27 protein-coding genes are annotated in these 25,296 nt (G+C 65.1%); 19 read left to right on the top strand and 8 right to left on the bottom strand.

All coding sequences use genetic code 11. The features are described from left to right. Window positions 1-79: 79 nt before the first annotated feature. From S58_RS10655 to S58_RS10675, 5 genes are all read right to left on the bottom strand, one after another. Complete coding sequence (locus S58_RS10655) at window positions 80-952, bottom strand: ABC transporter ATP-binding protein (protein WP_015665304.1); 873 nt, start codon at window positions 950-952, stop codon at window positions 80-82. Then, a complete protein-coding gene (locus S58_RS10660) occupies window positions 949-1,836 on the bottom strand; it encodes an ABC transporter permease (protein ID WP_083938564.1) in 888 nt (295 codons plus the stop codon). The genes S58_RS10655 and S58_RS10660 overlap by 4 nt, the downstream gene beginning before the upstream one ends. Continuing rightward, complete coding sequence (locus S58_RS10665; RefSeq protein WP_015665306.1) at window positions 1,833-3,248, bottom strand: ABC transporter substrate-binding protein; 1,416 nt, start codon at window positions 3,246-3,248, stop codon at window positions 1,833-1,835. Before S58_RS10665 ends, S58_RS10660 begins: the two co-directional genes overlap by 4 nt. A gap of 163 nt (window positions 3,249-3,411) precedes the next feature. Then, window positions 3,412-4,197, bottom strand: a complete 786-nt coding sequence (locus S58_RS10670) for a Crp/Fnr family transcriptional regulator (protein WP_015665307.1) — start codon at window positions 4,195-4,197, stop codon at window positions 3,412-3,414. Window positions 4,198-4,271: 74 nt separating this feature from the next. After that, the gene (locus S58_RS10675; protein WP_015665308.1) at window positions 4,272-4,562 is read right to left on the bottom strand and encodes a gamma-butyrobetaine hydroxylase-like domain-containing protein; all 291 of its coding nucleotides are present in this window, start codon (window positions 4,560-4,562) and stop codon (window positions 4,272-4,274) included. Window positions 4,563-4,649: 87 nt separating this feature from the next. On the opposite strand from S58_RS10675, the gene S58_RS38110 reads away from it, so the two are divergent. The 5 genes from S58_RS38110 to S58_RS10695 all read left to right on the top strand — a co-directional run bounded on the left by S58_RS38110 (window position 4,650) and on the right by S58_RS10695 (window position 8,674). Continuing rightward, window positions 4,650-4,811, top strand: a complete 162-nt coding sequence (locus S58_RS38110) for a hypothetical protein (RefSeq protein ID WP_160167592.1) — start codon at window positions 4,650-4,652, stop codon at window positions 4,809-4,811. Continuing rightward, complete coding sequence (locus S58_RS10680) at window positions 4,811-5,584, top strand: ferredoxin--NADP reductase (RefSeq protein WP_015665309.1); 774 nt, start codon at window positions 4,811-4,813, stop codon at window positions 5,582-5,584. The genes S58_RS38110 and S58_RS10680 overlap by 1 nt, the downstream gene beginning before the upstream one ends. Before the next feature lie 112 nt (window positions 5,585-5,696). Then, entirely contained in the window at window positions 5,697-7,439 is a 1,743-nt protein-coding gene (locus S58_RS10685) for a fumarate reductase/succinate dehydrogenase flavoprotein subunit (RefSeq protein ID WP_015665310.1), read from the top strand. A 21-nt stretch (window positions 7,440-7,460) separates the two neighbouring features. After that, window positions 7,461-7,694 (top strand): 4Fe-4S dicluster domain-containing protein, encoded by a 234-nt coding sequence (locus S58_RS10690; protein ID WP_006609939.1) that lies wholly within the window; start codon window positions 7,461-7,463, stop codon window positions 7,692-7,694. Between the two features lie 2 nt (window positions 7,695-7,696). Beyond that, window positions 7,697-8,674, top strand: a complete 978-nt coding sequence (locus tag S58_RS10695; RefSeq protein WP_015665311.1) for a HEAT repeat domain-containing protein — start codon at window positions 7,697-7,699, stop codon at window positions 8,672-8,674. Between the two features lie 24 nt (window positions 8,675-8,698). Here the strand turns inward: S58_RS10695 and S58_RS10700 are convergent, their stop codons facing one another. Beyond that, window positions 8,699-9,610: a LysR substrate-binding domain-containing protein gene (locus tag S58_RS10700; protein ID WP_042340690.1), complete on the bottom strand. Its 912-nt coding sequence runs from the start codon at window positions 9,608-9,610 to the stop codon at window positions 8,699-8,701. Between the two features lie 213 nt (window positions 9,611-9,823). Between S58_RS10700 and S58_RS10705 the strand changes: the two genes are divergently transcribed. From S58_RS10705 to S58_RS10760, 12 genes are all read left to right on the top strand, one after another. Further along, entirely contained in the window at window positions 9,824-10,855 is a 1,032-nt protein-coding gene (locus S58_RS10705) for an ABC transporter substrate-binding protein (protein ID WP_015665313.1), read from the top strand. 305 nt (window positions 10,856-11,160) lie between these two features. Then, complete coding sequence (locus S58_RS10710; protein WP_015665314.1) at window positions 11,161-12,204, top strand: ABC transporter ATP-binding protein; 1,044 nt, start codon at window positions 11,161-11,163, stop codon at window positions 12,202-12,204. 5 nt (window positions 12,205-12,209) lie between these two features. Further along, window positions 12,210-13,082, top strand: a complete 873-nt coding sequence (locus S58_RS10715; RefSeq protein ID WP_377811997.1) for an ABC transporter permease — start codon at window positions 12,210-12,212, stop codon at window positions 13,080-13,082. Continuing rightward, window positions 13,079-13,888 (top strand): ABC transporter permease, encoded by an 810-nt coding sequence (locus tag S58_RS10720; protein ID WP_015665316.1) that lies wholly within the window; start codon window positions 13,079-13,081, stop codon window positions 13,886-13,888. Before S58_RS10715 ends, S58_RS10720 begins: the two co-directional genes overlap by 4 nt. Before the next feature lie 8 nt (window positions 13,889-13,896). Next, window positions 13,897-15,036, top strand: coding sequence for an NAD(P)/FAD-dependent oxidoreductase (locus S58_RS10725; protein WP_015665317.1), 1,140 nt, complete (start codon window positions 13,897-13,899; stop codon window positions 15,034-15,036). Window positions 15,037-15,070: 34 nt separating this feature from the next. After that, window positions 15,071-15,367 (top strand): (2Fe-2S)-binding protein, encoded by a 297-nt coding sequence (locus S58_RS10730; RefSeq protein WP_015665318.1) that lies wholly within the window; start codon window positions 15,071-15,073, stop codon window positions 15,365-15,367. After that, on the top strand, window positions 15,364-16,767 hold the full coding sequence (locus tag S58_RS10735; RefSeq protein ID WP_015665319.1) for an NAD(P)/FAD-dependent oxidoreductase: 1,404 nt from the start codon (window positions 15,364-15,366) through the stop codon (window positions 16,765-16,767). The genes S58_RS10730 and S58_RS10735 overlap by 4 nt, the downstream gene beginning before the upstream one ends. Beyond that, window positions 16,764-17,897 carry an NAD(P)/FAD-dependent oxidoreductase gene (locus tag S58_RS10740; RefSeq protein ID WP_015665320.1) on the top strand — a complete coding sequence of 378 codons (1,134 nt, stop codon included), beginning with the start codon at window positions 16,764-16,766 and terminating at the stop codon, window positions 17,895-17,897. Before S58_RS10735 ends, S58_RS10740 begins: the two co-directional genes overlap by 4 nt. Window positions 17,898-17,904: 7 nt before the next feature. Continuing rightward, the gene (locus S58_RS10745) at window positions 17,905-18,252 is read left to right on the top strand and encodes a RidA family protein (RefSeq protein ID WP_015665321.1); all 348 of its coding nucleotides are present in this window, start codon (window positions 17,905-17,907) and stop codon (window positions 18,250-18,252) included. 127 nt (window positions 18,253-18,379) lie between these two features. Beyond that, window positions 18,380-19,771, top strand: coding sequence for a M20/M25/M40 family metallo-hydrolase (locus S58_RS10750; protein ID WP_042339197.1), 1,392 nt, complete (start codon window positions 18,380-18,382; stop codon window positions 19,769-19,771). Between the two features lie 206 nt (window positions 19,772-19,977). Then, window positions 19,978-20,208, top strand: coding sequence for a hypothetical protein (locus S58_RS38290; protein ID WP_015665323.1), 231 nt, complete (start codon window positions 19,978-19,980; stop codon window positions 20,206-20,208). Window positions 20,209-20,218: 10 nt separating this feature from the next. Beyond that, window positions 20,219-20,530 (top strand): DUF892 family protein, encoded by a 312-nt coding sequence (locus S58_RS10760; RefSeq protein WP_015665324.1) that lies wholly within the window; start codon window positions 20,219-20,221, stop codon window positions 20,528-20,530. A gap of 189 nt (window positions 20,531-20,719) precedes the next feature. Here S58_RS10760 and leuD read toward each other — a convergent pair whose 3' ends face one another. Beyond that, window positions 20,720-21,340: a 3-isopropylmalate dehydratase small subunit gene (gene leuD / locus S58_RS10765; RefSeq protein ID WP_015665325.1), complete on the bottom strand. Its 621-nt coding sequence runs from the start codon at window positions 21,338-21,340 to the stop codon at window positions 20,720-20,722. Next, window positions 21,337-22,758, bottom strand: a complete 1,422-nt coding sequence (leuC, locus tag S58_RS10770; RefSeq protein WP_015665326.1) for a 3-isopropylmalate dehydratase large subunit — start codon at window positions 22,756-22,758, stop codon at window positions 21,337-21,339. The genes leuD and leuC overlap by 4 nt, the downstream gene beginning before the upstream one ends. A 250-nt stretch (window positions 22,759-23,008) precedes the next feature. Here leuC and S58_RS10775 point away from each other — a divergent pair, with 250 nt between their 5' ends. Continuing rightward, window positions 23,009-23,833, top strand: coding sequence for a GntR family transcriptional regulator (locus S58_RS10775; protein ID WP_015665327.1), 825 nt, complete (start codon window positions 23,009-23,011; stop codon window positions 23,831-23,833). Then, a complete protein-coding gene (locus tag S58_RS10780; protein WP_015665328.1) occupies window positions 23,830-25,053 on the top strand; it encodes an ABC transporter substrate-binding protein in 1,224 nt (407 codons plus the stop codon). Before S58_RS10775 ends, S58_RS10780 begins: the two co-directional genes overlap by 4 nt. Window positions 25,054-25,296: the final 243 nt, after the last annotated feature.

Consider the following 25,296-nt stretch of genomic DNA (forward strand, 5'->3'; position numbering starts at 1 on the left):
ATCCTGATCGCTGTCATCGCCGCTTGAGCTACATCAACATTGAAGCGGAGCGATTGCGTGCGCCCGTCGTTGCGCGTCCTCAGAGGAGGTCGGCGATCGAATGGCCCTGCAGCTCGATGCTGAGCCCCTGCATGCCGAGATCGGTGATCTCGCCGCCCATCGCCTTCAGGCTTTCCTCGCGGATCAGCGACATCAGCCCGCGCCGTAGCGCCAGGAATTCAGACGACATCATCATGGCCTGCTGGCGCGGCCGTTCCAGCGGAATCTTGATCTCGGCCTTGATCGAGCCGGGGCGGGCCGTCATGCAGTAGACCCGGTCGGACAGGAAGATCGCCTCGTCGATGTCGTGGGTGACGAACAGCACCGAGATCTTCAGCCGTTGCCACATGTTGGTGAGGATCTGCTGCATGATGATCCGGGTCTGGGCGTCGAGCGCGCCGAACGGCTCGTCGAGCAGCAGCACCTTGGGACCGGTGGCGAGCGCACGCACGATGCCGACGCGCTGTTTCATGCCGCCGGAGAGACGCTCGGGATAATGGTTCTCGAATGCCTCGAGGCCGGCGAGCCCGAGCAACGTGCGCGCCGCGCGTGCGCGCTCGAACTTCGGCATGCCGCGCATCTTCAGCCCAAACTCGACGTTCTCGCGCACCGTCTTCCAGGGAAACAGCGAATATTGCTGAAACACCATGCCGCGTTCGGCGCTCGGCCCGGTCACGGCGTTGCCGTCGACCGTTACGACGCCGCTGGTCGGCTCGAGGAAGCCCGCCACGGCGTTGAGCAGCGTCGACTTGCCGCAGCCCGAGGGGCCGATGATCGAGACGAACTCGCCAGGCTCGACATGGATCTGGGTGTCGGTGACGGCCTCGACCGCGCCGTCGATGGTCTCGTAGCTCAGGGCGAAGTTGCGGACCTCGATATGGCCCTGTCTCATATTCGCTGCGGCTTGGCTCATCGCGACCTCCAGGGCATCACCAACTGTCCGGCAGCGCGGATCACGAGGCTCGAGCCGAGCCCGAGCACGCCGATTGCGATCATGCCGAGCGCGATGTCGGCATATTGGACCAGCGAGTACGCCTCCCAGGTGAAGTAGCCGATGCCGAACTGTCCGGAGATCATCTCGGCCGCGATCAGCGACACCCATGCGACGCCCATGCCGACGGTGAGGCCGGTGAAGATGTGTGGCAGCGAGGCCGGGAAGTAGACCTCGCGGAAGATCGCGGTCTCCCGCGCCCCGAGGCATTTGGCGGCGCGTACGAGCACGGGATCGACCAGCGTCATGCCGTGCAGCGTGTTGAGCAGGATCGGGAAGAACGAGCCGAGGAAGGTGATGAACACGATGCTCTGTTCGTTGGTCGGCCACAGCATGATCGCCATCGGCACCCAGGCGATCGCGGGGATCGGGCGTAGCACCTCCGCGACAGGAAAGACGATCTCGTGCACCAGCCTGAAGCGGCCCATGATCAGTCCAAGCGGCACGCCGACGATCGCAGCCAGCGAGAACCCGATGAAGATCCGGCGGCAGCTGAGCAGGATGTGCATCAGGAATTTGGGATCATGGATCGCCTTGGTGAAGCTCGCATAGACCGCCAGCGGCGCCGGCACGTTGGTGAACTTCACGACGAAGACGACGCGGTAGGTCGTCAGCAGGTGCCAGGCGATCAGGAACATGAGCAACGATGCGGTGCCGATCAGCAAGGCGCGCAGCCTGTCCTGGTTGAGGCGAAACCAGCGCACCGCACGAGCGGAGAATTCCGGCCGGCTCGGCGGGATCGCGGCGCCAGGCGTGGCGGTTGCCGCGGCCTGGTCGGGCGACGCCATGAAAGCGGGGCTGCTCAAGTCTTGCCTCCCGTCACGGCCAGCTTCACGGCATCGTCCAGCCCCATCACCTTGCCGCCGATCTTGGCGGCATAGGCCTCGGCGTCCTTCTTCAGGAGGAACGGTGCGATCTCGCCATTGGCGGCGGCGAAGAAGGCCTGGTCGGCGAACAGCTTGATGCCGCGCGCCGTGTCGAAGACGTAGGCGACGTTGATCTTCTTGCCCTTGGCCTTGAGGTCGGCGTAGGCGCCGAGCGTGCAGGCCGCGCTGCTGAAGGCTGTGATGCCCTCGCCGTCGACCCAGACCTCGCCCGCCTTGCGCGGCTCGGTGATCGGCTTGTTGCAGAACTTGTCCTCGCCGGAGACCTCGTAGTTCGCTGTGCTGGCGAGATCCTTGTCGTAGTCGAGCTTCAATTCGGCATAGGCCTTGCGGATGTAGCTGTCGTCGACCCACTTCTTCGGATCGAACTCTTTCATGCGGCCGAGGCTCTGCAGCACCTTGACGTCGGTGGTGGCGGCATCCACCAGGGCCGGCTTGATCGTCGGATCGGTGGTCATGTTGCCGCCGGGGCCGAGGAAGATGTAGACCACCTCCTTGTTGATCCCGGTCCATTCCTGGATTTTTTCAGCCGCCGCCTTCGGATCCTGGCGCAGCCACTGGTTGGCGGCGATCACCGCCTTGATATAGGCGACGACGACCTCGGGATATTTCTCCGCGAAGTCGGTGCGGACCACGACACCGTGGAATGTCGGCAGGTTGGTCTGGACGCCGTCGAAGATCTTGCGCGCGAAGCCGCGGAACGGCAGCAGCTCCGCGAACGGCACGAAATCGGCGTGGGCGTCGATCTTCTTTTCCTGCAGGTTGGTCGAGCCGACCTCGGGCGTCTGGCTCACCAGTTGGAAGAAGTCTGCGGGATAGCCGCCGTCCTGGAGCGCCTTGAGGACCATGCCATGCGCCGCCGAGCCGAAGGGAACGCTGACCAGCTTGCCTTTGAGGTCGGAGAGTTCGTAGTAGGGCGAGTCCTTGTGAACGACGATGCCGTTGCCGGAGCCGGCGAGGCTATAGGCGGCGACCGCGATCAGCCGGCTCTTGCTCTCGGGATTGTTCTCGAAGGTGAAGCCGTTCACGATCAGCGGATAGTCGCCCATCATGCCGAACTGCAGCTTGTTCGCCATCATCCCGTTGGTGACGGGCGGACCCGAGGTGAAGTTCTGCCACTCGATCTCGAACTTGATGTTGGCGTATTTGCCGTCCTTGGGGAGATACTTCTCCAGCAGATGAAGCTGCCGCACGATGGTGCCGGCGGTCACCGTGTTGCTCGTGGTGTCCTGGGTACCTATCCCGATTGTGACCGTCTCTGCTGCGGCCGGTTGCGCCGCGATCCAGGACAGGCAGGTGACGGACAATAGCAGCGCGTGATAGCGGCGGACCATTCTCATCCCCGTTCGGTTGGATGGCTGATGGCGCCATGATGATTGCGGCGTCCGCGAGCGCAAATCCGGACTTCAGCAGCGGGTAGATTAGTTGCCGTCAAAATCCGGTTGCGTACTCCTTGGGCAATTTCGCTCATGACAGCCGCTTGCATGAGCAGGCCGCCTAGTCGACCGCCTGACCGCGCATCTCGTCCAGAAGATCGGGCCGGCAGACCACGATCTGCGAGCGCCGGGTCTGGACGATTCGCTTCTCCTGCATCCGCTTGAGGCTGATCGTCACCCACTGCCGCGTCGCGCCGACCATGTGGGCGATGTCGGCATGGGTAAACGCCGCGGCGATGACCTTGCCGTCGGGATCGTCCACGCCGTAGAGGTCGACCAGATGCAGCAGAAGATGCGCGAGCCGCTCGGTGATCGAACGCGTTCCCAGCATCTGCGCCAGGGCGGAGTAGCACTTGCCCTTGAAGCTCAATCCCTCGATCAGTCCGACCGCAAGGTTGGGCATCTCCGCGACCAGCGTTCGCAGTTCCCTGCCTGGAAGCTGAATGACGCTGGCATTGCTGGCGGCGACGCCCGACCATTGATGCACGCCGGTATCGAACACCTCCGGACCGCCGACGAAGTTGCCGACATGCCAGTAGGCCAACGTGATCTCACGGCCCTGTGGTGAGGTGTAGAACACCCGGATGCGGCCGCTCTCGACGAGAAAGATGCCGTCGTGCTTGGCGCCCTGACTGAACAGCGTCTGGCCGCGATTGAGCACCTTGCGGCGTCCCTGTTTGAGTACCTGCTCACGCTCGCGCAGGCTCAGCCTTTCGATCAGCGACGGTGGTCCGCCGATGGATTGCTGGCTTTCGGTCAGCAGCAGTGACGAACTGGTCACCGCGCGCGCCGATGGCGGCGGCGAGGGCACGGCGTCCGCAGCTGGTTTGGCCGCCTGCAGCAACATGTCTTGCCTCCGCATTGATCACACTGATCAGAAGCGGAGCAATGTTCGTGCCATCCGAGACGGCTGGCTGCAGCTCAGCTGCCGGCAAGTTCCGACAGGTATGATGTCGGATAAATGCCGCGATTGTGGCCGTCGGAAAACGCGATGTTCAGGCCGTAGCCGAGATCTCCGACCGCGACGATGCCGATCCCCGGGAATTGCGCGGGGAAGCGGCCGTCGAAGCGGGCCCGCTTGCAATGCGCGCACATGCAGGCCAGGCGCAGCCGTTCGGCCGATACCACGGCAGGAGCGCCGCTCGCACTCCGCAGCAGCAATGACGTGAGGTCGGGACTGACCTCGCCACCCGCGATGTCGGCTGCGATCATGTTGCCTCCTGGTTGTGCCAAGGCCCTCGAGTCATCTTGAGGCAAGCGGTTAGGGGCGCCCAGCAACTAATTGCCTGATCGGGGTGAATGTCGGCGCTCTCCATCGCCGGCCCTCGACAGCCGGGTTGGCAATCTTTGCAACTAATCGACCGGCGCGGCGCGTTCCAAATTGCCGAGCCGCGCCGTTTCCGCGACATCGTCGCCATCAACCGGCGCAAGGCGCGTTTCCGCGCCTCGAGGAGACGATGATGAGCGCTTTTCAGACCGCAACGGTGTTGTCGGTCCGGCACTGGACCGAGTCGCTGTTCAGCTTCACCGCCACCCGCGATCCCGGGTTCCGCTTCCAGAACGGCCAGTTCGCGATGATCGGGCTGGAGGTCGACGGCCGGCCGCTGATGCGCGCCTACAGCATGGCGAGCGCCAATCACGAGGAGGAGCTGGAGTTCTTCAGCATCAAGGTGGCGGACGGGCCGCTGACGTCACGGCTGCAAAAGATCAAGGAGGGCGATCGCATCCTGGTTGGGCGCAAGGCGACGGGGACACTGATCGCGGGCAACCTGATTTCCGGCAGGCGTCTGCTGCTGCTGTCGACCGGAACCGGTCTGGCGCCCTTCGCCAGCCTGATCAAGGATCCCGACATCTACGACACCTATGAGACCATCGTGCTCGCCCATGGCTGCCGCCATGTCTCGGAGCTGGCCTATGGCGAGCAGCTCATCGAGAGCCTGCACCGTCACGAGGTCTTCGGCCCGCTGGTCCGGGACCGGCTGCTCTATTATCCGACCGTCACGCGTGAGCCGTTCCGCAACCGCGGCCGCATCACCGACCTGATCGCATCGGGGCAGATGTTCGCCGACATCGGCGGCCCCGATCTCGACCTCGAGACCGACCGCGTCATGCTCTGCGGCAGCCCGGCGATGCTGGCCGAGCTCCAGGCCATGCTGCAAGACCGCGGCTTCGTCGAAGGCAACCACAGCACGCCCGGCCATTTCGTGGTCGAGAAGGCGTTCGTCGAGCGCTGACCGCGCCGTTTCGGGCAATTTCGCTCCGGCGACAACTAATTGCTATCGCCGGACGCGCCGCTGAACAACTCTGATCCGGACCGGTGGTTTTCCGGCCAAGCAGGAGCTTAGAATGGCAATGGATGAGATCGTCGACGGCCTCTCGGAGGTGTCCTGCGACGTGCTGGTGATCGGCGGCGGCACCGCCGGCCCGATGGCCGCCCTGAAGGCCAAGATGAAGAATCCGAAGGCCAACGTCGTTCTGCTGGAGAAGGCGAACGTCAAGCGCTCCGGCGCGATCTCGATGGGCATGGACGGCCTGAACAACGCGGTCATCCCCGGCTATGCGACGCCGGAGCAATATACCAAGGAGATCACGATCGCCAATGACGGCATCGTCGATCAGAAGGCGGTCTATAAATACGCCCAGAGCTGCTACGGGATCATCGAGGAGCTGGACAGCTTCGGCATCCGCTTTCTCAAGAACGAGAACGGCGACTATGCCGTCAAGAAGGTGCACCACATCGGCACCTACGTGCTGCCGATGCCGAACGGCGAGACCGTCAAGAAGGCGCTGTATCGCCAGCTGCGGCGGGCGCGCATCCTGATCTCCAACCGCTACATGGCGACGCGCCTGCTCAAATCGAGCGACGGCCGCATCGCCGGCGCGGTCAGCGTCAACACCCGCACCGCCGAGATTCTCGTGATCAAGGCCAAGGCGGTGATCCTGTGCATGGGCGCCGCCGGACGGCTCGGCCTGCCCACCTCCGGCTACATGTTCGGCACCTACGAGAACGCCGCCAATTCCGGCGACGGCTATGCGATGGCCTATCACGCCGGTGCTGCGCTCGCCAATCTCGAATGCTTCCAGATCAATCCGCTGATCAAGGACTATAACGGTCCGGCCTGCGCCTATGTCGCCGGTCCCTTTGGCGCCTACACCGCCAACAACGAGGACCGTCGCTTCATCGAATGCGACTATTGGTCGGGCCAGATGATGCTGGAATTCTACAATGAGCTGCTGTCGGGCAAGGGGCCGGTGTTCCTGCAGCTGAAGCATCTGCACGACAAGACGATCGAGGAGATCGAGACGACCCTGCACAAGGTCGAGCGTCCGACGCGCGGCCTGTTCCAGCAGGGCCGCGGCGTCGACTACCGCAAGGAGTCGATCGAGATGCACATCTCCGAGATAGGCTTCTGTTCCGGCCACAGCGCGTCGGGCGTGTTCGTCGACGACAACGCCCGCACCACCGTCCCCGGGCTCTATGCGGCCGGTGATATGGCCAGCGTACCGCACAACTACATGCTGGGCGCTTTCACCAACGGCTCGTTCGCCGGGCTCGACGCGATGGAGTTCGCCGACAATCATGATTTCGGCGACATCGATGCTGCCGAAATTGCCTTGGAGCGCGAGCGCGTGCTGGCGCCGACGAAGCGCGAGGATGGCATTCCGCCGAACCAGATCGAGTACAAGACGCGGCGGCTGGTCAACGACTATCTGCAGCCGCCGAAGGTGACGCGCAAATACGAGCTCGGCATGCGTCGGCTCGCCGAGGCCCGCGAAGACATGCAGGAGCGCATGATCGCGCGCAACGCGCACGAACTCCTCCGCGCGCTGGAGGTGCAGTCGATCATGGATTGCGCCGATATGGCGGCCCATGCCTCGTTGTTCCGCGAGGAGAGCCGCTGGGGGCTCTATCACTGGCGCACTGATTTCCCGGACAAGGACAACGAGAACTGGTTCTGCCACACGCTGCTGAGCAAGCAGGACGGCCGCATGACCAGCGAGAAGCGAGCGGTGCAGCCCTATGTCGTGCCGATCGCGGACGACGAGAAGGACCTTTACGACAAGCAGCGCATCCGCGCCACCGCCTGACGATCAGAAGGAGAACGAGACATGCCTCTTGCAACCTATCAGACGTCGGTTCCGGTCGTGGTCGACGACGCCAAATGCATTGCCGACAAGGGCTGCACGGTGTGCGTCGACGTCTGTCCGCTCGACGTGCTCAGGATCAGCGACATGACCGGCAAGGCCTTCATGGCCTATGACGAGTGCTGGTATTGCATGCCCTGCGAGGCGGATTGCCCGACCGGCGCCGTCACCGTCAACATTCCCTATCTGCTGAGGTGATCATGTCGAGCCCGTTCGAATCCTACGACGATCTCGACGACGCCGACGAGCGGCTCGGCGCCGCCGATCCGGCGGAGCGACGGGTCGCGATCATCGCGTTGGGACATTCCGGCGATGCCGCGGCGGTCGCACATCTCGCGAGGATGGTGACCGATCCCGACGCCGGCGTGCGCCAGCAGGTTGCGATGGCGCTCGGCGAGTTCGACGGGCCGGAGGCGGCCGAAGCGCTGGTGCAGCTGCTCGTCGATCCCGAGCGGATCGTCGCGTCGGCTGCCGCCGAGAGTCTCGCCGAGTTCAAGGATCCCGCGTCGGCCGACGCCATCCTGCCGCTGGTGAAACACGCCCATGCCTTCGTTCGCACGGGAGCGCTGCGCGCGCTGAAGGAGCTGCGGCGCAAGGATACGCTGAAGCCGGCGCTGGAGGCGCTGCAGGATCCGGATGCCGCGGTCCGCGTGCAGGCGATCGGCGTCATCGGCTTCCTCAAGCTGGAAGAGTCGATTCCCGCGCTGACGGCGCTGATCGGCGATCCCGACGCGCATGTCCGGCGCGCCGCAGTCAGCGCGCTCGCGTTCTCGCACATGAAGATCGCGGCCGAGACCATCACCCGGGCGCTCAAGGATTCCGACTGGATGGTGCGAGAGATGGCAGCCGAAACGCTCGGCCTCAACATCAATGGCGCGGTCGCGGCTGATCCGCTGATCCACTGCTTGGCGGACGAGTTCTGGCAGGTGCGGTTGAAGGCGATCCGCAGCCTCGGGCGAATGAAGATCCTGCATGCGGTGCGGCCGATCGGCCATTGCATCACCCATGAGCAGGCCAATCTGCGGAAGGAGGCGGCGGCTGCGCTCGGCGAGATCGCCGCGCTTGACGGCGAGCCGTTCCTCGCTTTGGTCGCCAACGATCTCGATCCGGACGTGCGCAAGAACGCGAGATGGGCGCTGCATCAGATCGCCGCGAGCAAGGCCCGGGCTGGCTCCTAGCAATCGCAAGGCCTTCCCAATTCGTCAGATGGCTGACGCTTTGTCGAATTCGTCGAGTGCGCTCCGAACCGATTCGACCAGATCGAGCGCCACTGGCGAAGGGCTGCGCTGCGGCGGAAACACCGCGGCGAATTCGAAATCGATGCGTGGGGTGAACGGCCGCATCTCGACGCCGCGGCCGTCGAACTCGCGCGCCGTGAACGGATCGCAGATCGCCACGCCGAGACCGGACGACACCATCCCGCACATGATCTCCGACAGCGTCGTCTCGACCCGCAGCACCCGTCTGATGTCCTCGCGATGAAAGATCTGGTCGATCAGATGCCGGCTGGTCGAGCCGGCCGAGAGTGAGATGAAGGTCTCGCCCTCGAAATCGCGCGGCACCAGGCTGGCCTTGGCGGCCAGCCGATGCCCGGTGGGCAGCACCGCGACGCGCGCGAGCGCCGGCAGCTTGATGCTCGGCAGGCCGGCATGCGCGATCGGCACTTCGGCGAAGCCGACGTCACATTGCGCGTTCAGCACCCAGTCGATCACGATCGGCGAGATCACGCCGAAGAAGGCGAGGTTGAGGTTCGGCCGCTCCTGCAGGAAGCCGCCGGCCAGTCGTGGCAGATATCCGTTCGACAGCGCGGGCAACGCTGCGATGCGCAGCGTCCCGGTGCGCCGGCCGCGGATTTCCTCGGCGGCCGCGGTGATGCGATCGAGCCCGACGAAGGAGCGCTCGACCTCCATGTAGAGCGCGGTCGCCGCCGCGCTCGGCACCAGGCCCGTGCCGCGCCGTTCGAACAGCTCCATCCTCAGCAGCGCTTGGAAGTCGCGCAGCAGCCGACTGACGGCTGGCTGGGTGACCGCCATCAGCTTGGCCGCTTCGGTGACGCTGCCGGTCAGCATCATTGCCCGGAAGGCTTCGACTTGCCGCGAATTGATCCTCGCCATGGCCATTCATAACATTTGAGTATGAAGATGGCGTCATTATTCATTGGACGATCAAAGCCTCCACTGCGATCTTTTTTGGCAGGGTGAGGGGTGGCTCGTTTTTTAGGCTGTTCAGCTTCAGGTTCCCTGAGCTGCTGGCGCAATCGACCAAGCTGATCTCCCCAGATGGTTTTGAAATACCGTCGTGGATTCAAGGTAATGGAGATCGGTCCAATGAAGCACCTCAACCTCCTGGTGGCGGTCAGCGTCGCCGTCCTGGCGCCGGCCTCCCAGGTCTCGGCTCAGCAGAAGACGCTCTATGTCGCCGGTTATGGCGGCTCGTTCGAGAAGACGGTCCGCGAGGAGGTGATCCCGCCGTTCGAGCAGGCCAACGGCGTCAAGGTCGAATACGTCGCCGGCAATTCCACCGATACGCTCGCCAAGCTGCAGGCGCAGAAGGGCAATCAGCAGATCGACGTCGCGATCCTCGACGATGGCCCGATGTACCAGGCGATCCAGCTCGGCTTCTGCGACAAGGTCACCGGACTGCCCGGCGATCTCCTCGACATCGCGCATTTCAAGGACGACAAGGCGGTCGCCATCGGCCTCGTCGCGACGGGGCTGATGTACAACAAGAAGGTGTTCGCCGAGAAAGGCTGGGCGGCGCCGAATTCGTGGAATGACCTGAAGGATCCGAAATACAAACAGCAGCTCGTCATCCCGCCGATCAACAACACCTACGGACTCAACGCGCTGTTGATGCTGGCCAAGATGAACGGCGGCAGCGAGACCAATGTCGATGCCGGCTTCAAGATCTTCAAGACCGATATCAATCCGAACGTGCTCGCCTACGAGCCGTCGCCGGGCAAGATGACCGAGCTGTTCCAGTCGGGCCAGGCCGTCATCGCCGTGTGGGGCAGCGGCCGCGTGCAGAGCTTCGCCAACACCGGCTTTCCGGTCGATTTCGTCTATCCGAAGGAGGGCGCCGTGAGCCTGCTGACGACGGCGTGCCCGATCGCCAAGGCCTCGGTCTCGCCATTGGCGTCGAGCTTCATCAAGCTGCTGCTCGATCCGAAGATCCAGCTCACGATGCTGAAGGAATATGGCTACGGCCCGGTGGTGAAGTCGGTCGTGGTGCCCGAGGGCGTCGGCGCCATGGCGCCGATCGGCGAGCGGGCCGCCAAGGTCTATGCGCCCGATTGGACCGTGGTCAATGAGAAGCGCGAGGAATGGACCAAGCGCTGGAATCGCGAAGTCGAGCGCTGATGGTTTGCCACGCCTCCTCGCCCAGACGGCAGTGAGCTCCCTCGCCCCGTTCTTACGGGGAGAGGGGTGGGGTGAGGGGCAGCCGCACGGGCGGTGTACGTCGTTGGACCTGTACACCTTCACCCGGATTGCATCTTGCGATGCAATCCGACCTCTCCCCGCATCCGCCTTCGCTCTTCGAGCTACGGCGGACAAGAGCGGGGCGAGGTTGCAGCGAGCGCGTTGATAGACCGAGATGATGTCTGCCGATGCTGACCATTGTCTTGCCACCGGATCCAAGTCCAGAGTTAGTTCGGAACCCCTTCATGTCCCTCCTCGAACTCGACCGTGTCGGAAAATCGTTCGGCCCGAACACGGCCGTCGAAGAGTTCAGCCTCGGCGTCGCCAAGGGCGAGTTCATCTCGTTCCTCGGCCCCTCCGGCTGCGGCAAGACCACGACCCTGCAGATGATCGCGGGCTTCCTCGATCCCTCGCAGGGCGCGATCCGGCTCGAAGGCAAGGATCTCGTCGCGGTGCCGCCGGCGAAGCGCGGGCTCGGCATCGTGTTTCAGAGCTACGCGCTGTTTCCGCACATGACGGCGGCCGAGAACGTCGCGTTCGGCCTGGAGATGCGCAAGGTCGCGCGCAACGAACGCGAGGAGCGCGTGCGATCGGCTCTCACGCTGGTCGGCCTTGCCGGCTATGAGGACCGTCATCCCCGTCGCATGTCCGGCGGCCAGCAGCAGCGCGTCGCGCTGGCGCGGGCGCTGGTGATCCGTCCGAGCGTGCTCCTGCTCGACGAGCCGCTGTCCAATCTGGACGCACGGCTGCGCGAGGACATGCAGATCGAGCTGCGCCAGATCCAGCGCAATCTCGGCACCACCACCATCCTCGTCACCCACGATCAGATCGAGGCGATGTCGCTGTCCGACCGCATCGTCGTGATGAGCAAGGGGCGGATCGAGCAGATCGGCACGCCGCAAGAGGTCTATGAGCAGCCGGCCTCGGCCTTCGTCGCGCAGTTTCTCGGCAAGACCAACGAGTTTGCTGCGACGGTCGCTCGCACCGCAGACCAGGCCAAGCTCGTTGCGGGTTCGTGGAGCGCGCCGGCGCCTGTCGGGGTCTCCGGGACCGTGACGGTCACCGTCCGGCCTGAGCGCATCAGCTTCGGCGACGCCGGTCTCGCGGGGCGCATCACCAGCCGGATATTCCAGGGCAATCACTGGCTGTTCCAATGCGACACCGAGTGCGGGCCCGCGATCGTGATCCGGCAAAATGACGGTCAGATGCAGCCGGAGCAGGGCGCCGCGGTGCATCTCGTCTGGCAGGACGCGGACATGAGCCTGCGCGCCGCGAAGGCTGCGGCATGAGCGCGATGGTCGCGTCCAACTCGTCCGACACGCGCGCCGGCCTCTCGCTGGCGCTGCCCGCCTTGATGCTGTTCACTGGCGTCGTCGTGATTCCACTCGCGATGACCGTGATGCTGTCGTTCCACGATTGGGGCCAGTACAAGGGCATCGAGCCGGTCTTCATCCTGAAGAACTGGATCGAGATATTTGACGATCCTTACTATGCCGAGATGTTCTGGCGCACCTTCCGGGTCGCGCTGCTGGCGACCTTGATCACCGCGGTGTTCGGCGTGCCCGAGGCCTACATCCTCAACCGCATGCAGGGGCCGTGGAAGGGCCTCTTCCTGCTGGTGATCATCGGCCCGTTGTTGATCTCGGTGGTGGCGCGCACCCTCGGCTGGGCGCTGCTGTTCGGGGGCAATAACGGTCTGGCCAACAAGCTTCTCATGACGCTTGGCCTGATCAACTCGCCGGTCAGATTCATGTTCACCGAGACCGGCATGGTGATCGCGCTGGCGCATGCGATGATGCCGTTCATGGTGCTCGCGGTGTGGACCGCGCTGCAGCGGCTCGATCCGCAGATCGAGAATGCCGCGCTGTCGCTCGGCGCCAACTCGCTGACCGTGGTCCGCCGCATCGTGCTGCCGCAGATCATGCCGGGCGTTCTGTCGGGCGCGATCATCGTGTTCTCGCTGTCGGCAAGCGCTTTCGCCACGCCCGCGATCATCGGCGGCCGCCGGCTCAAGGTCGCGGCCACGCTCGCCTATGACGAATTCCTGAACACGCTGAACTGGCCGCTCGGCGCCGCCGTCGCCGTGCTGCTGCTGATCGCGCTGGTGCTGATCGTGGTCGGTTCCAACGCGCTGATCGAGCGCCGCTACCAGGAGATGTTCCGATGAGCCGGAATGGTCCTCTGGCGCTGATCTTCCACGCGCTGTTCGTCGTCTTCATGCTGGCGCCGATCGTGGTCGTCTGCTGGGTCGCCTTCACGCCGGAAGGTTTTCTGTCGATCCCGATCACCAGCTTCTCGCTGCGCTGGTTCAGGGCGCTGGCGAACTATCCGGAATTCGTCCACGCATTTGGCGTGAGCCTGTGGCTCGGCGCGCTGTCGTCCTGCGTGGCGCTGCTGTTCGCGGTGCCGGCGGCGCTGGCGCTCAGCCGCTATCGCTTCCGCGGCCGCGATGCGCTGTCGGCACTGTTCCTGTCGCCCTTGATGATCCCGCATGTCGTGCTCGGCATCGCCTTCCTGCGCTTCTTCACCTCGGTCGGCATCGGTGGCACGTTCGTGGCGCTGGTGATCGCCCATGTCGTCGTCGTGTTTCCGTTCGCGCTGCGGCTGACCTTGGCGTCGGCCACGGGCATGGACCGCTCGGTCGAGATGGCCGCGATCTCGCTCGGCGCCGACGGCTGGACCATGTTCCGCCGCGTCACCCTGCCGGCGATCCTGCCGGGCATCGTGTCCGGCTGGATGCTCGCCTTCATCCAGTCGTTCGACGACCTGACCATGACCGTGTTCCTGGCGACGCCCGGCACCGAGACCTTGCCGGTGCGCATGTTCCTCTACATCCAGGACAACATCGATCCGCTGGTGACGTCGGTGTCCGCCAGCGTCATTGCCGTCACCATGACCGTCCTGATCCTGCTCGACCGCTTCTACGGGCTCGACCGCGTGCTGACCGCCAAAGGCGGCGACGCAGGACGATAGGAGAGACCATGAAAAGAGACTACGACGTCGCCGTCGTCGGCGGCGGCCTGCTCGGCTCTGCGATTGCCTGGGGACTCGGCCGGCTTGGCCAGCGCGTCGCCGTGCTCGACGAAGGCGACATCGCCAAGCGCGCCTCGCGCGCCAACTTCGCGCTGGTGTGGGTACAGAGCAAGGGCCTGGGCATGCCGGCCTATACCGGCTGGACTGTGCGTGGCGCCAAGGCGTGGCCGCAACTCGCCGAAGAGCTGAAGTCGCAGACGGCCCTCGACGTGGTGCTGCAGCAGAATGGCGGCTTTCATCTCACCCTTGGCGAGGCCGAATACGAGCAGCGCACGCAACTCGTCGCCCGCATGCACAACCAGGCCGGCGCCGCCGACTATCAAATGGAGATGCTGCCGGCGGCAGAGGTGAAGAAGATGCTGCCGCTGATCGGGCCGGAGGTCTCCGGCGGCAGTTTCTGTCCCTATGACGGACACGTGAATTCGCTGCGCACCTTCCGCGCGCTGCATGCCGGCATGAAGCAGTTCGGCGTCGACTATCTGCCGGAGCGCGCGGTCAGTGCGATCATGCGCGAGGGCGATGAGTTCAGGCTGACGACGGCGCTAGGCGAGGTGCACGCCGCCAAGGTCGTGCTCGCGGCGGGCAATGCCAACCAGACGCTGGCGCCGATGGTCGGCCTGTCAGCGCCGATGGGACCCACGCGGGGCCAGATCGTCGTGACCGAGCGCACGGTGCCGTTCCTGCCGCATCCGCTGACCACGATCCGCCAGACCGACGAGGGCACGGTGATGATCGGCGACAGCAAGGAGGATGAGCTCGACGACCGCGTGCAGAACTTTTCCGTCAACGCTGTGATGGCCGATCGCGCTCAGCGCACCTTTCCGCATCTGGCGCGGCTCAACGTCGTCAGGAGCTGGACCGGCATCCGTGTGATGCCGAAGGACGGCTTCCCGATCTACGAGCAGTCGGAGACTCATCCGGGCGCCTTCGTCGCCTGCTGCCATTCCGGTGTGACCTTGGCCGCCAACCACGCCTTCGAGATCGCGCGCATGGTCAAGGACGGCGCGCTCGATGCGGAGCTGGTCGGTGCCTTCACGGCGAGCCGCTTTGCGAGCGAAACTGGAGCGGGCGGCAGTGGCTATTACTGATGTTGATAGGCCGAACGTGGCCACGGAGATGACGATGTTCAAGCGAGCAGACGGCGATGCCAGGCGGCCGGTGACGATCCATGTCGAAGGCCAGGCGGTCACCGCGCGCGAGGGCGACACGGTGTCGGCGGCGCTGCTCGCCTCAGGCCTCGACGTCCGCCGCTCGACCGCGGTCAGCGGCGCCAGGCGGCTGCCTTACTGCATGATGGGCGTGTGCTTCGATTGTCTCGTCACCATCGACGGCGTCGGCAACCGCCAGGGCTGCCTCGTCCCTGTCGCCGACGGCATGCAGATCGAAATCCAGAAGGGCAAGCGGGAGATCGGCAAATGAGCGCGGCGCCGAAGCGAGATCAATATGACGTCGTGGTGATCGGCGCCGGCCCCGCAGGGCTTGCTGCGACAGCCACCGTGGCCGATGCCGGATTGTCCACTCTGCTGCTCGACGAGAACGCCGGCCCGGGCGGACAGGTCTGGCGCGCGATCAACTCCACGCCAGTGAAGACTGAAGCGTTGCTTGGCACGGACTACTGGTCCGGCGCTGGCATCGCCAAAGCAGCAAGTGAGAGCGACGCCGAGATCATCCACCGCGCCACCGTGTGGAGCCTCGACCGCAACCTCGAACTCGGCATCTCCGTGGGTGGCGGCTCGGCCTTCATCAAGGCCAGGCGCGTCATCATCGCGACCGGCGCGCAGGAGCGTCCGTTCCCGATTCCCGGCTGGACCCTGCCGGGCGTGATGACGGCCGGCGCAGCGCAGACGATGCTGAAATCGTCCGGGCTGGTGCCGGATTGTCCGGCCGTGATCGCAGGGCAGGGCCCGCTGCTGTGGCTGCTCGCCGCCCAGATCCTGCGGCTCGGCGGCCGCATCGACCGTGTGCTCGACACCACGCCGCGCGCCAACTACATCGCCGCCCTGCCGCACGCCTTTGCGTTCATGACCTCGCCTTACTTCTTGAAAGGTCTGGCGATGATGCGCGAGGTCAAGGCCAAGGTGCAGGTGGTCAAGGGCGTCACCGAATTGTCCGCAAGCGGCGACGGCAAGCTCGCTTCCGTCACTTACGTCGCCGCCGGCCCGCGCGAGACGATCCCGGCGGATCTGCTCCTGTTGCATCAGGGCGTGGTGCCCAATGTCAATCTGGCGATGGCCGCCGGTGTCGAGCATCGCTGGAACGAACTGCAGCTATGCTGGACGCCTGTGCTCGATGCTGACGGCAACAGCTCGATCCCGGGCATCGCGATTGCCGGCGACGGCGCCGGCATCGGTGGTGCGCAGGCTGCCGTGTGGCGCGGGCGCATTGCGGCGGTAAGTGCAATCAAGGCGCTTCGGCCCGCCGCAAAGGTCATTGACTATTCGTCGCAATTGAAGCGGGCCGAGCGCGGCCGCGCCTTTCTCGATGTCCTGTTCCAGCCGGCGAAGCAGTTTCGCATCCCGCAAGGCGATACCATCGTGTGCCGCTGCGAGGAGATCACCGCCAAGGATGTGCTCGACTCCGTCGCGATCGGCGCCACCGGGCCGAACCAGCTCAAGGCCTATCGCCGCACCGGCATGGGCCCATGCCAGGGCCGGCTGTGCGGCTTGACCGTCACCGAACTGATGGCGGAGGCGCGCGGCAAGAGCCCGCAGGAGATCGGCTATTATCGCCTGCGTGCGCCGGTGAAGCCGATCATGCTGTCGGAGCTGGCGAACCTTCCCAAGAACGAAGACGCGACCAAAGCCGTGGTGCGCGGATGACGGTGAGAAAGGATGCCATCATCGTGGGTGGCGGCATCCACGGCTGCTCCACCGCGCTGCATCTCTGTCTCGCCGGCTTGAAGCCGGTGCTGATCGAGAAGGACTATGCCGGCCGCCATGCCTCCGGCGTCAATGCCGGCGGCGTGCGGCAGCTCGCGCGCGACGTCGCCGAGATTCCGCTGTCGATCCGCTCGATGGCGATCTGGGAGAACATCAGTGAGCTCGTCGACGATGATTGCGGCTTCGAGAGCTTCGGCCAGGTCCTGGTCGCCGAGAACGACGCGGAGCTCGACGCCTGCCGTGCCCGCGTCGCCGATCTCAACGGACGCGGCTTCGCTCATGAGGAACTGATCGACGGTACGGAGTTGCGCCGCCTCGTGCCGGCCGTGGCCGAGAGCTGCCCGGGCGGCGTGGTGTCGCGGCGCGATGGCGCCGCGCAGCCCGCGCGCACGACGGCGGCGTTTCGCCGCAAGGCCGAGCAGCTCGGTGCACTCGTGCGTGAGGGGATTGCCGCGACCAGCATCCGGAAGGAGCATGGTCTTTGGCATGTCGACGCTGGCAGCGAGACGTTTGCCGCACCGGTGCTGGTCAACGCCGCCGGCGCCTGGGCCGGACGCATCGCGGCGCAGTTCGGCGAGCCGGTGCCGGTCGAGACCATCGCGCCGATGCTGATGATCACCTCGCCCGTCGCGCACTTCATCGATCCCGTCGTGATCCTGCGCGGCCGCAAGCTGTCGTTCAAGCAGTTCCCGAACGGCACGGTGCTGATCGGCGGCGGGCATCTCGCCACCCCCTATCAGGACCGCAACGAGACGGTGCTCGACTGGCGCAAGCTGTCGGATAGTGCGAGTACGGTGTCCGAGCTGTTCGAGGTGATGCGCAACACCACCATCGTGCGTGCCTGGGCCGGCATCGAGGCGCGCATGCGCGACGACATTCCGGTGTTTGGCCCGAGCGCACGGCACGAGGGGCTGTATCACCAGTTCGGCTTCTCCGCGCATGGCTTCCAGCTCGGCCCCGGCGCCGGCGCCGTGATGGCCGAGCTGATCGTCAGCGGCGGCACCCAGACCCGCGTCAGCGATCTCAGCATCGCGCGCTTCCGCGACCCCATCCCGTCACCAACCACATGAGGACATAATGACCGTCACCCGCAAGATCCGCTCCGCCATCCATCACCGCATCGTCGAGGCCAACGGCTTCGTCTTCGTCGGCGGCACCATCGCCGACGACACCTCGGTGTCCATGGGCGAGCAGACCCGCAACATTCTCGGCAAGATCGACGGCTTCCTGAAAGAGGCCGGCACCGACAAGACGCGCGTCGTCTCCGGCCAGATCTTCGTCACCGATCTGTCGAAGAAGAAGGAGATGGATGCGGCCTGGACCGCATTCTTCGGCGACGATCTGCCGGTCCGCGCCACGGTCGGCATCTCCGATCTCGGCGGCGGCGCCCTGATCGAGATCGTGGTCACCGCAGTCAAGGGCTGAGCGCCGCGCCGCATCGGGCGGTCTGCTAATGACGCGCGGGGCTCGCTCCGCGCGTCATTTGCTTTCCGGGGCGATTCGATTGAACATGGGGTGCCCTCCATCGCATTCGCCACCGAAAGCCGACATCATGAACGAACAGCGTAGCCTGCCGCGTCCATCCGCTGGCTTGAATGCAGTGTTCGCTCACGTCGAGAACCAAAAGCAGGATTTCCTCGCCCGCGTGATGGACTATGTCCGGCATCCCTCGATCAGCGCTCACAATATCGGCATCGCCGAAGTCGCCGCACTGCTGGTGACGATGCTGCAGGAGATCGGGCTCGAGGCGGAGACGGTGCCGACGGCGGGCCATCCGATGGTGCTCGGGCGCTGGCAGAACAAGCCGGGCGCGCCGACCGTGCTGCTCTATGGCCACTACGACGTGCAGCCGCCGGATCCGCTCGAGCTGTGGGTGAGCCCGCCGTTCGAGCCGACCATCCGTGACGGCCGCATCTATGCGCGCGGCATCGGCGACAACAAGGGCCAGCACTTCGCGCAGTTGATGGCGATCGAATCTCATCTCAAGGTTCACGGCGAGCTGCCGTGCAACGTGATCGTCCTGCTCGAAGGCGAGGAGGAGATCGGCAGTCCGCGCATCGCCGAGTTTGTCGCCGGACATCGCGAGAAGTTGAAGGCCGATTACGTGGTCACCGCCGACGGCCCGATGCATCCGTCGGGACGGCCGACCATGACCTATGGCGTCCGCGGCATGTGCTCGTTCGAGCTGCGTGCGAAACATGCCAGGCGAGACGTGCATTCCGGCAATCTCGGCGGCATCGTGCCGAATCCGATCTGGACCCTGGTGCATCTGCTCGGGACGATGAAGAATGCCGCCGGCGAGATCACGATCGACGGTCTGCACGACGCGATCGTGCCGCTGAGCGCGCTCGACGTCGCCGCGGTGGAGCGTCTGCCGCTCGATCTCGATGCTGCCAAGGCGAGCCTCGGTCTCACGCGTCTCGATGCCCCGGCGGAGCGCGGCTATTACGAGCGGCTGATGTTCCATCCGACGCTCACCATCAACGGCTTCCACGGCGGCTATGGCGGCCCCGGCAGCAAGACGGTGCTGCCGTGCGAGGCGGTCGTCAAATGCGACATCCGCCTGGTCGAGGCGATGACGCCGGACGATGTGCTGGCGAAGGTGGAAGCCCACGTCAAAAAACATTCCCCCGAGGTCGAGTTCATCCCCCGCGGCGGCATGCTGCCCTCGCGCGTGCCGCTCGATACGCCCTATGGCGCCATCATCCGCGACGCGATCGAATTGGCGCAAGGCGTGCCGCCGCTGGAATTTCCCTGCACCGGCGGTAGCCTGCCGGACTACGTCTTCACCAAGATCCTGGGCGTGCCCGCTTTCGTCGTTCCCTATGCCAATGCCGACGAGGCAAACCACGCGCCGAACGAGAACATGACGATCGACTGCTTCTACAATGGCATCCGTACCGGCGCCGCGCTGCTCGACCGCGTCGGCGCAAGCAAGAGCTAGCGTCGGCGGAACCTGTGATCACGATTCCTGCCGCAGCGCAGAACTCGTCATCGCGTGGCCACGAACCGATGGCATTGAGACCGCGTTCCGTCGCGTTACGGTCGAATCAGCCGCACGCGGCGAGATCGCGCATGGATTAACGCAGTTGATATCGCCTAATCTCGCAGGGGATTAGTAACCGTCGCTTCAGGGCTCGGAGCTGCCGCATGCACGACCCCGTTGACCAGCCGAGTATTCAGCCGAGTTCCGGCACGCCAAGCGCGGACAGCGGGCTGGACTCTGCGGCGCAAGCCACCGCGGTTCCATTGATCCAACTCGACCAATCTCCTGCGATCGAGCCCGAGACGAACCACGATCACGCCGCTGATGATGGCGGCTCACTCCATGAGAACGGCCACCACAAGCGTCCTCTCGCGACGCCGACGATGTGGCGTTGATAACGACCTCGTGTTCGCGTCCATCAAGACTCGTCAGGACACGATGCAGTCGGGTATGGCCAATCTGTTGGTCATGAGACATGCGATGTCCGGCGACGAGATCCTGAAAAACACCCTCGCCAACAATGCGTTCGAGAACTTCGAGATCGCCGCCTACAAGTCGTTGCTTGCGCTGTGCCGGGCCGCCGGTGTCGAAGACGCGCGCGGCCCGCTCACGCAGTCGCTGCAGGAAGAGGAGCGGATGGCGGAGTGGGTCGATTCCAATGTCGAGAAGGTCACGCTGGAATTCGTTCGGCACGAGGAGCGTCAGGCTGCAGCCTGATCGTTGAGTGGTATCTCAGTCTGGCAGGGAACCGGCCTTCGACACCGCAACCTCCGGTATCATCCGGATACCCACGACTCACCTGATCTAGTAAACCGAATGCAGCCCTTCTTGGGGCGTTTCCTCCCTGGACTTGGGCCGCCTGCACCGAAATGTGTGGGCGGCTTCTTTCTTTTTGGACGAGCCAGCTCAGGTGCTCCGGTCCCGCAGTCGGGCCCAGGGGCGCTGTTCGGCGTCGCGATCTTCAAAGCTGGCGATATCGCCGGTGAGCGACAGAGTGAGGTCGAGATCGTCCCAGCCGTTGATCAGCCTCGTGCGCCAGGTCGGATCGACCGAAAACGAAAACGTGCGGTTGCCGAGCCGGATCAGGCCATCGTTGAGGTCGACGGTGATCGCTGCTGCCGTGGTTTGTAGCAGCGCGAGAATCTCTTCCGCATCGGCGTCGCTGACTTTCGCCGGCAGCAATCCGTTGTTGACGGCATTGGAGGCGAAGATGTCGCCGAAGCTCGGCGCGATCACGCAGCGGAAGCCGAAATCGGCCAGCGCGTAGACCGCGGCCTCGCGCGAGGAGCCGGCGCCGAAATTGCGCCTGACGACCAGCACTCCGGCGCCGGCGGCGCTCGCCGCGTTGAGCGGAAAGTCGGGCCGCGTCTGGCCCTTTTCGTCGAACCGCATGTCGTAAAGCAGATATTGCCCATAGCCGTCGGCGCGCGAGCGCTTCATGAACCGCGCCGGGATCAGCTGATCGGTGTCGATGCTGGCGAGCGGCAGCGCGCAGGCATTGGTCGTGAGGATCTCGAACGGCTTCATGCGTCGCTCCTCAGGAGCGGTCGCACGTCGGTCAAATGGCCGGTCACGGCTGCGGCCGCGACCATGGCCGGCGACATCAGATGCGTGCGCGCGCCGGGACCCTGGCGGCCCTTGAAGTTGCGGTTGGTCGTGGACGCGCAACGCTCGCCGGCCGGCACCAGATCGCCATTCATGCCGACGCACATCGAGCAGCCCGAGCCCACCCAATCGAGGCCGGCAGCGATGAAGATGCGGTCGAGGCCTTCCTGCTCGGCCCGCTGCTTGACGAGATGCGAGCCGGGCGAGACCATCCCGGGTACGCGGGCCTTGCGGCCGGCGAGAATACCGGCGGCGGCGCGCAGGTCCTCGATGCGGCCATTGGTGCAGGAGCCGATGAAGACGCGGTCGATTCTGATCGTGTCGAGCGCCTGGCCCGCCGTCAGCCCCATGTAGTCGAGCGCCTCGCGCACATGGCCCGCGCGTGAGGCGTCGTCGAGGCTGGCTGGATCCGGTAGGCGCGCGCCGATCGGCAGCGCATCCTCCGGGCTGATACCCCAGGTCACCGTCGGCGCAACGTCGATGCCATCAAGAGCGATCTCACGATCGAACACCGCGTCGGCATCCGTCGGCAGCTCGCGCCACGCCGCGACGGCGCGCTCGAGCAGCTCGCCCTCCGGCGCGAACGGCCGTCCCTTCACATAAGCGAAAGTGGACTCATCCGGCGCGATCATGCCGCAGCGCGCGCCGCTCTCGATCGAGAGGTTGCACAGCGTTAGCCGTCCCTCCATCGACAGCGCGCGGATCGCTGAACCCGCATACTCGATTGCATGCCCCTGCGCGCCATCGGCGCCGATTCTGGCGATGATCGACAGCGCGATGTCCTTGGCGGTGATCCCCGGCGCAGTCGCACCATCGATGATGATGCGCATCCGCCTCGGCTTCGTCTGCCACAGGCATTGCGTCAGCAGCACATGCGCGACTTCCGAGGCGCCGATGCCGAAGGCGAGCGCGCCGAACGCGCCGTGCGTCGAGGTGTGGCTGTCGCCGCAGACCATGGTGAGGCCGGGCAGCGTGAGACCCTGCTCGGGCCCGACCACGTGGACGATGCCCTGGCGCGGATCGTCGAAGCCGAAGATGCTGATATTGTTGGCCCGGCAATTATCGTCGAGCTGGCGGATCATGCCGGCGATATCAGGCGCGATCGCGCTCAGCACCCGGGTGCGCGTCGGCACGTAGTGATCGGCGACGCCGATGGTGAGATCGGGCCGGCGCACCTTCGCGCGCTTCTCCTTGAGCTTGTTGAAGGCGTGGAACGAGCCTTCATGCACGAGGTGGCGGTCGATGAACAGCAGTTCCGCGCCATCCTCGCGGTGCGTCACCACATGCGCATCCCAGGCCTTGTCGAACAGTGTTCGCGGCTGCCCTGCGTCGTCCGTCATCCCCCGGGCGTCCTCGGCCGATCTCGTCGTCACCGCGCAATGCTCACGTCATCACTCCCTGCAGCCGTGGTTGTTCCCGTCCTGCGCAGATGGCCGATGTTGCGACAAATCGCGCGATCCTCCCAGGAATCGATTCATGGCTCGATCCTTGCTCCCATGGCGGCGGACCGGTTGACCCAAGCTGTCATGTTTTCTATACACCCCATGTATTGAAAGCAAGATAGGTCGAAATCACTGGGGGTCACCCGCCTTGCGCGCTGCGTCCGAGCCACTGAAGGCACGACGGATCTACCTTCTGCTGAAGGACAAGATCGCATCCGGCGAGCTTGCGGACGGCGAGCGGTTGCCCGGCGAATTCGCGCTGGCCGAGGAGCACAGCGTCTCTCGCGTCACCATCCGCCAGGCGCTCGATCTGCTCGCCGGCGAGGACCTGATCCAGAAGAAGAGCGGGCTCGGCACCTTCGTGCATCGTCCGCCCTCCAAGGTACGGACGGTCCTCGCCGACGTCGCCAACGTGTTCGCGCATCTGATCGAGATGGGCCGCACCACGGACGTGCGTCTGCTGTCTTTCGACTATGTCACGCCGCCCGATCAGATTCGCGAGGCCTTGCAGCTCGCGCCAGACGAACGCTCGCAGCGCTCGGTGCGCGTCCGCCTCGTCGACGGCGTGCCGTTCTCGTATCTCATTGCCCACGTGCCGGAGCGCATCGGCCGGCTCTATTCGCGCGATGATCTCGCGCGCATGCCGCTGCTCGAATTGATCGAGCGTTCCGGGCTCACCAGCGCATCGGCGCGCCAGGAGATCAGCGCGGTGCTGTCGAGCCCCGATGTGGCCGCGGCCCTCGATGTCGACGTCGGCATGCCGCTCGTGGCCTTGCGCCGCACGGTCTACGGCAAGGACGGGCAGCCGATGGAGCATCTGCAGGCGCTCTATCGGCCCGATCGCTACACATTGCAGATGAACCTCGAACGGACGGGCGATGAAGGGCACCGGCACTGGAGCCCGACTGCCGAGGTGTACCGCAGGGAGCGGCCGCGCCGGCGGCCGCCAGTCAGGAAAGTGGGGAAGTCATGACGCGCAGCTCGAAGTCACTGTCACGCCGCACCGTGCTCAAAAGCGGTGTCGCGCTCACCTCGATGCTGGCGGCGCCCGGTCTGCTCCGCGCCGAGCCGGCGCCGGTGAAGGTCGGCCTGCTGCAGCCGATCTCCGGCGCGTTTGCGCTCGATGGTGATCTCGCCAAGATCGGCGCCGAGTTCGCCGTCAAGGAGATCAACGATGCCGGCGGCATCAAGGCGCTCGGCGGCGCCAAGCTCGATCTCGTGGTCGGCGACAGCCGCTCCAATGCGGAAGCCGGTGCGCAGGCGACGGAGGAGCTGCAGTCGGCCGGCGTCGCCGCCGTGCTCGGCGGCTTTGCTTCCGGCATTGCGCTGACGGCGACGCAGGCCGCGGCACGCTACGATCTGCCCTTCGTCGTCGATTGCGCTGTCGCCGATACGATCACCGAGCGAGGCCTGAAGAACACCTTCCGCTTCAACCCGAACTTCAGCATGGCGACCGCGGTCGCGCTGAAGAACCTGGTCAAGCTCAACGACGATGCCGGCAAGCCGGTGAAGACGGTGGCGATCGTGCACGAGGACGGCCTGTTCGGCTCGGGCCTCGCCAAGATCATGCAGGAGAAGCTGCCGCCGCTCGGCTTCCAGATCGTCGAGACCATCGCGCATCCGACACCGGCGCGCGACATGACCAACGTCGTGCTGCGGCTGCGTGCGCTCAATCCCGACCTGATCGTGCCGTCGCACTACTTCAACGAGTTCGTGCTGATGGCGCGGACCCTGCAGCAGCAGCGCGTCCGTGCGAAGGGCATCTACGCTGTGTTCGGCGGCGCCGCGTCGAGCTACCGCTTCGTCAACGAGTTTCCGGAAGCAGCCCAGGGCGTGATGGATTGCAACCATTGGGGCGATCCCAAGAGCCCGATCACGGCGAAACTCCGCGAGACCGTGACCGCGGCCGGCAAGTTCTACGCCTACAACACGCCGATCAACTACTCGCTGGTGAAGGTGTTCGCCCAGGCCGTCGAGAAGGCCGGCAGCGCCGACCGCGCCAAGATCATCGAAGCCTTGGCAGCGAACGAGTTCGACAGCGGCATCATGCCCTACGGCAAGACCAAGTTCGACGCCAAGGGCCAGAACTCGAGCGCGCTGCCGCTGAACACGCAGGTGCAAGGCAAGGACATCAAGGTGATCTATCCGGCGGAGTATGCCGACGCGAAGCCGGTGTTCCCGATCAACGGGTGATCGGGAGCGCTAGCCGCTCAGTTCGATGTGACGTCATTCGCACGTTGGGTTCGAGCTCTTCCCGCACGAGCAGTGCGCTCCCTCTCCCCGTTCTTACGGGGAGAGGGTTGGGGTGAGGGGCAGCCACACGCACCGGCCGTGCGGAGAGTCCCCCTCACCCGGATCGCATCTGGCGATGCAATCCGGCCTCTCCTCGCAGGCGGGGAGAGGCTACAACGACCAAGCGGCAGAAGAGTCGCGTAC

The sequence above is a fragment of the Bradyrhizobium oligotrophicum S58 genome, assembly GCF_000344805.1.
Lineage (GTDB): Bacteria > Pseudomonadota > Alphaproteobacteria > Rhizobiales > Xanthobacteraceae > Bradyrhizobium > Bradyrhizobium oligotrophicum.

Bases quoted from the DNA above. Each gene is read 5' to 3' on its own strand.
- S58_RS10750 (WP_042339197.1), top strand. From the start codon at position 18,380: ATGAACGAACAGCGTAGCCTGCCGCGTCCATCCGCTGGCTTGAATGCA.
- S58_RS10705 (WP_015665313.1), top strand. From the start codon at position 9,824: ATGAAGCACCTCAACCTCCTGGTGGCGGTCAGCGTCGCCGTCCTGGCG.
- S58_RS10725 (WP_015665317.1), top strand. From the start codon at position 13,897: ATGAAAAGAGACTACGACGTCGCCGTCGTCGGCGGCGGCCTGCTCGGC.
- S58_RS10740 (WP_015665320.1), top strand. From the start codon at position 16,764: ATGACGGTGAGAAAGGATGCCATCATCGTGGGTGGCGGCATCCACGGC.
- leuC (WP_015665326.1), bottom strand. From the start codon at position 22,758: ATGACGGACGACGCAGGGCAGCCGCGAACACTGTTCGACAAGGCCTGG.
- S58_RS10710 (WP_015665314.1), top strand. From the start codon at position 11,161: ATGTCCCTCCTCGAACTCGACCGTGTCGGAAAATCGTTCGGCCCGAAC.
- S58_RS10675 (WP_015665308.1), bottom strand. From the start codon at position 4,562: ATGATCGCAGCCGACATCGCGGGTGGCGAGGTCAGTCCCGACCTCACG.
- S58_RS10780 (WP_015665328.1), top strand. From the start codon at position 23,830: ATGACGCGCAGCTCGAAGTCACTGTCACGCCGCACCGTGCTCAAAAGC.
- S58_RS10695 (WP_015665311.1), top strand. From the start codon at position 7,697: ATGTCGAGCCCGTTCGAATCCTACGACGATCTCGACGACGCCGACGAG.
- S58_RS10745 (WP_015665321.1), top strand. From the start codon at position 17,905: ATGACCGTCACCCGCAAGATCCGCTCCGCCATCCATCACCGCATCGTC.
- S58_RS10655 (WP_015665304.1), bottom strand. From the start codon at position 952: ATGAGCCAAGCCGCAGCGAATATGAGACAGGGCCATATCGAGGTCCGC.
- S58_RS10670 (WP_015665307.1), bottom strand. From the start codon at position 4,197: ATGTTGCTGCAGGCGGCCAAACCAGCTGCGGACGCCGTGCCCTCGCCG.
- S58_RS10715 (WP_377811997.1), top strand. From the start codon at position 12,210: ATGGTCGCGTCCAACTCGTCCGACACGCGCGCCGGCCTCTCGCTGGCG.
- S58_RS38290 (WP_015665323.1), top strand. From the start codon at position 19,978: ATGCACGACCCCGTTGACCAGCCGAGTATTCAGCCGAGTTCCGGCACG.
- S58_RS10700 (WP_042340690.1), bottom strand. From the start codon at position 9,610: ATGGCGAGGATCAATTCGCGGCAAGTCGAAGCCTTCCGGGCAATGATG.
- S58_RS10735 (WP_015665319.1), top strand. From the start codon at position 15,364: ATGAGCGCGGCGCCGAAGCGAGATCAATATGACGTCGTGGTGATCGGC.
- S58_RS10720 (WP_015665316.1), top strand. From the start codon at position 13,079: ATGAGCCGGAATGGTCCTCTGGCGCTGATCTTCCACGCGCTGTTCGTC.
- S58_RS10665 (WP_015665306.1), bottom strand. From the start codon at position 3,248: ATGGTCCGCCGCTATCACGCGCTGCTATTGTCCGTCACCTGCCTGTCC.
- S58_RS10730 (WP_015665318.1), top strand. From the start codon at position 15,071: ATGTTCAAGCGAGCAGACGGCGATGCCAGGCGGCCGGTGACGATCCAT.
- S58_RS10685 (WP_015665310.1), top strand. From the start codon at position 5,697: ATGGCAATGGATGAGATCGTCGACGGCCTCTCGGAGGTGTCCTGCGAC.
- S58_RS10690 (WP_006609939.1), top strand. From the start codon at position 7,461: ATGCCTCTTGCAACCTATCAGACGTCGGTTCCGGTCGTGGTCGACGAC.
- S58_RS10680 (WP_015665309.1), top strand. From the start codon at position 4,811: ATGAGCGCTTTTCAGACCGCAACGGTGTTGTCGGTCCGGCACTGGACC.
- S58_RS38110 (WP_160167592.1), top strand. From the start codon at position 4,650: ATGTCGGCGCTCTCCATCGCCGGCCCTCGACAGCCGGGTTGGCAATCT.
- leuD (WP_015665325.1), bottom strand. From the start codon at position 21,340: ATGAAGCCGTTCGAGATCCTCACGACCAATGCCTGCGCGCTGCCGCTC.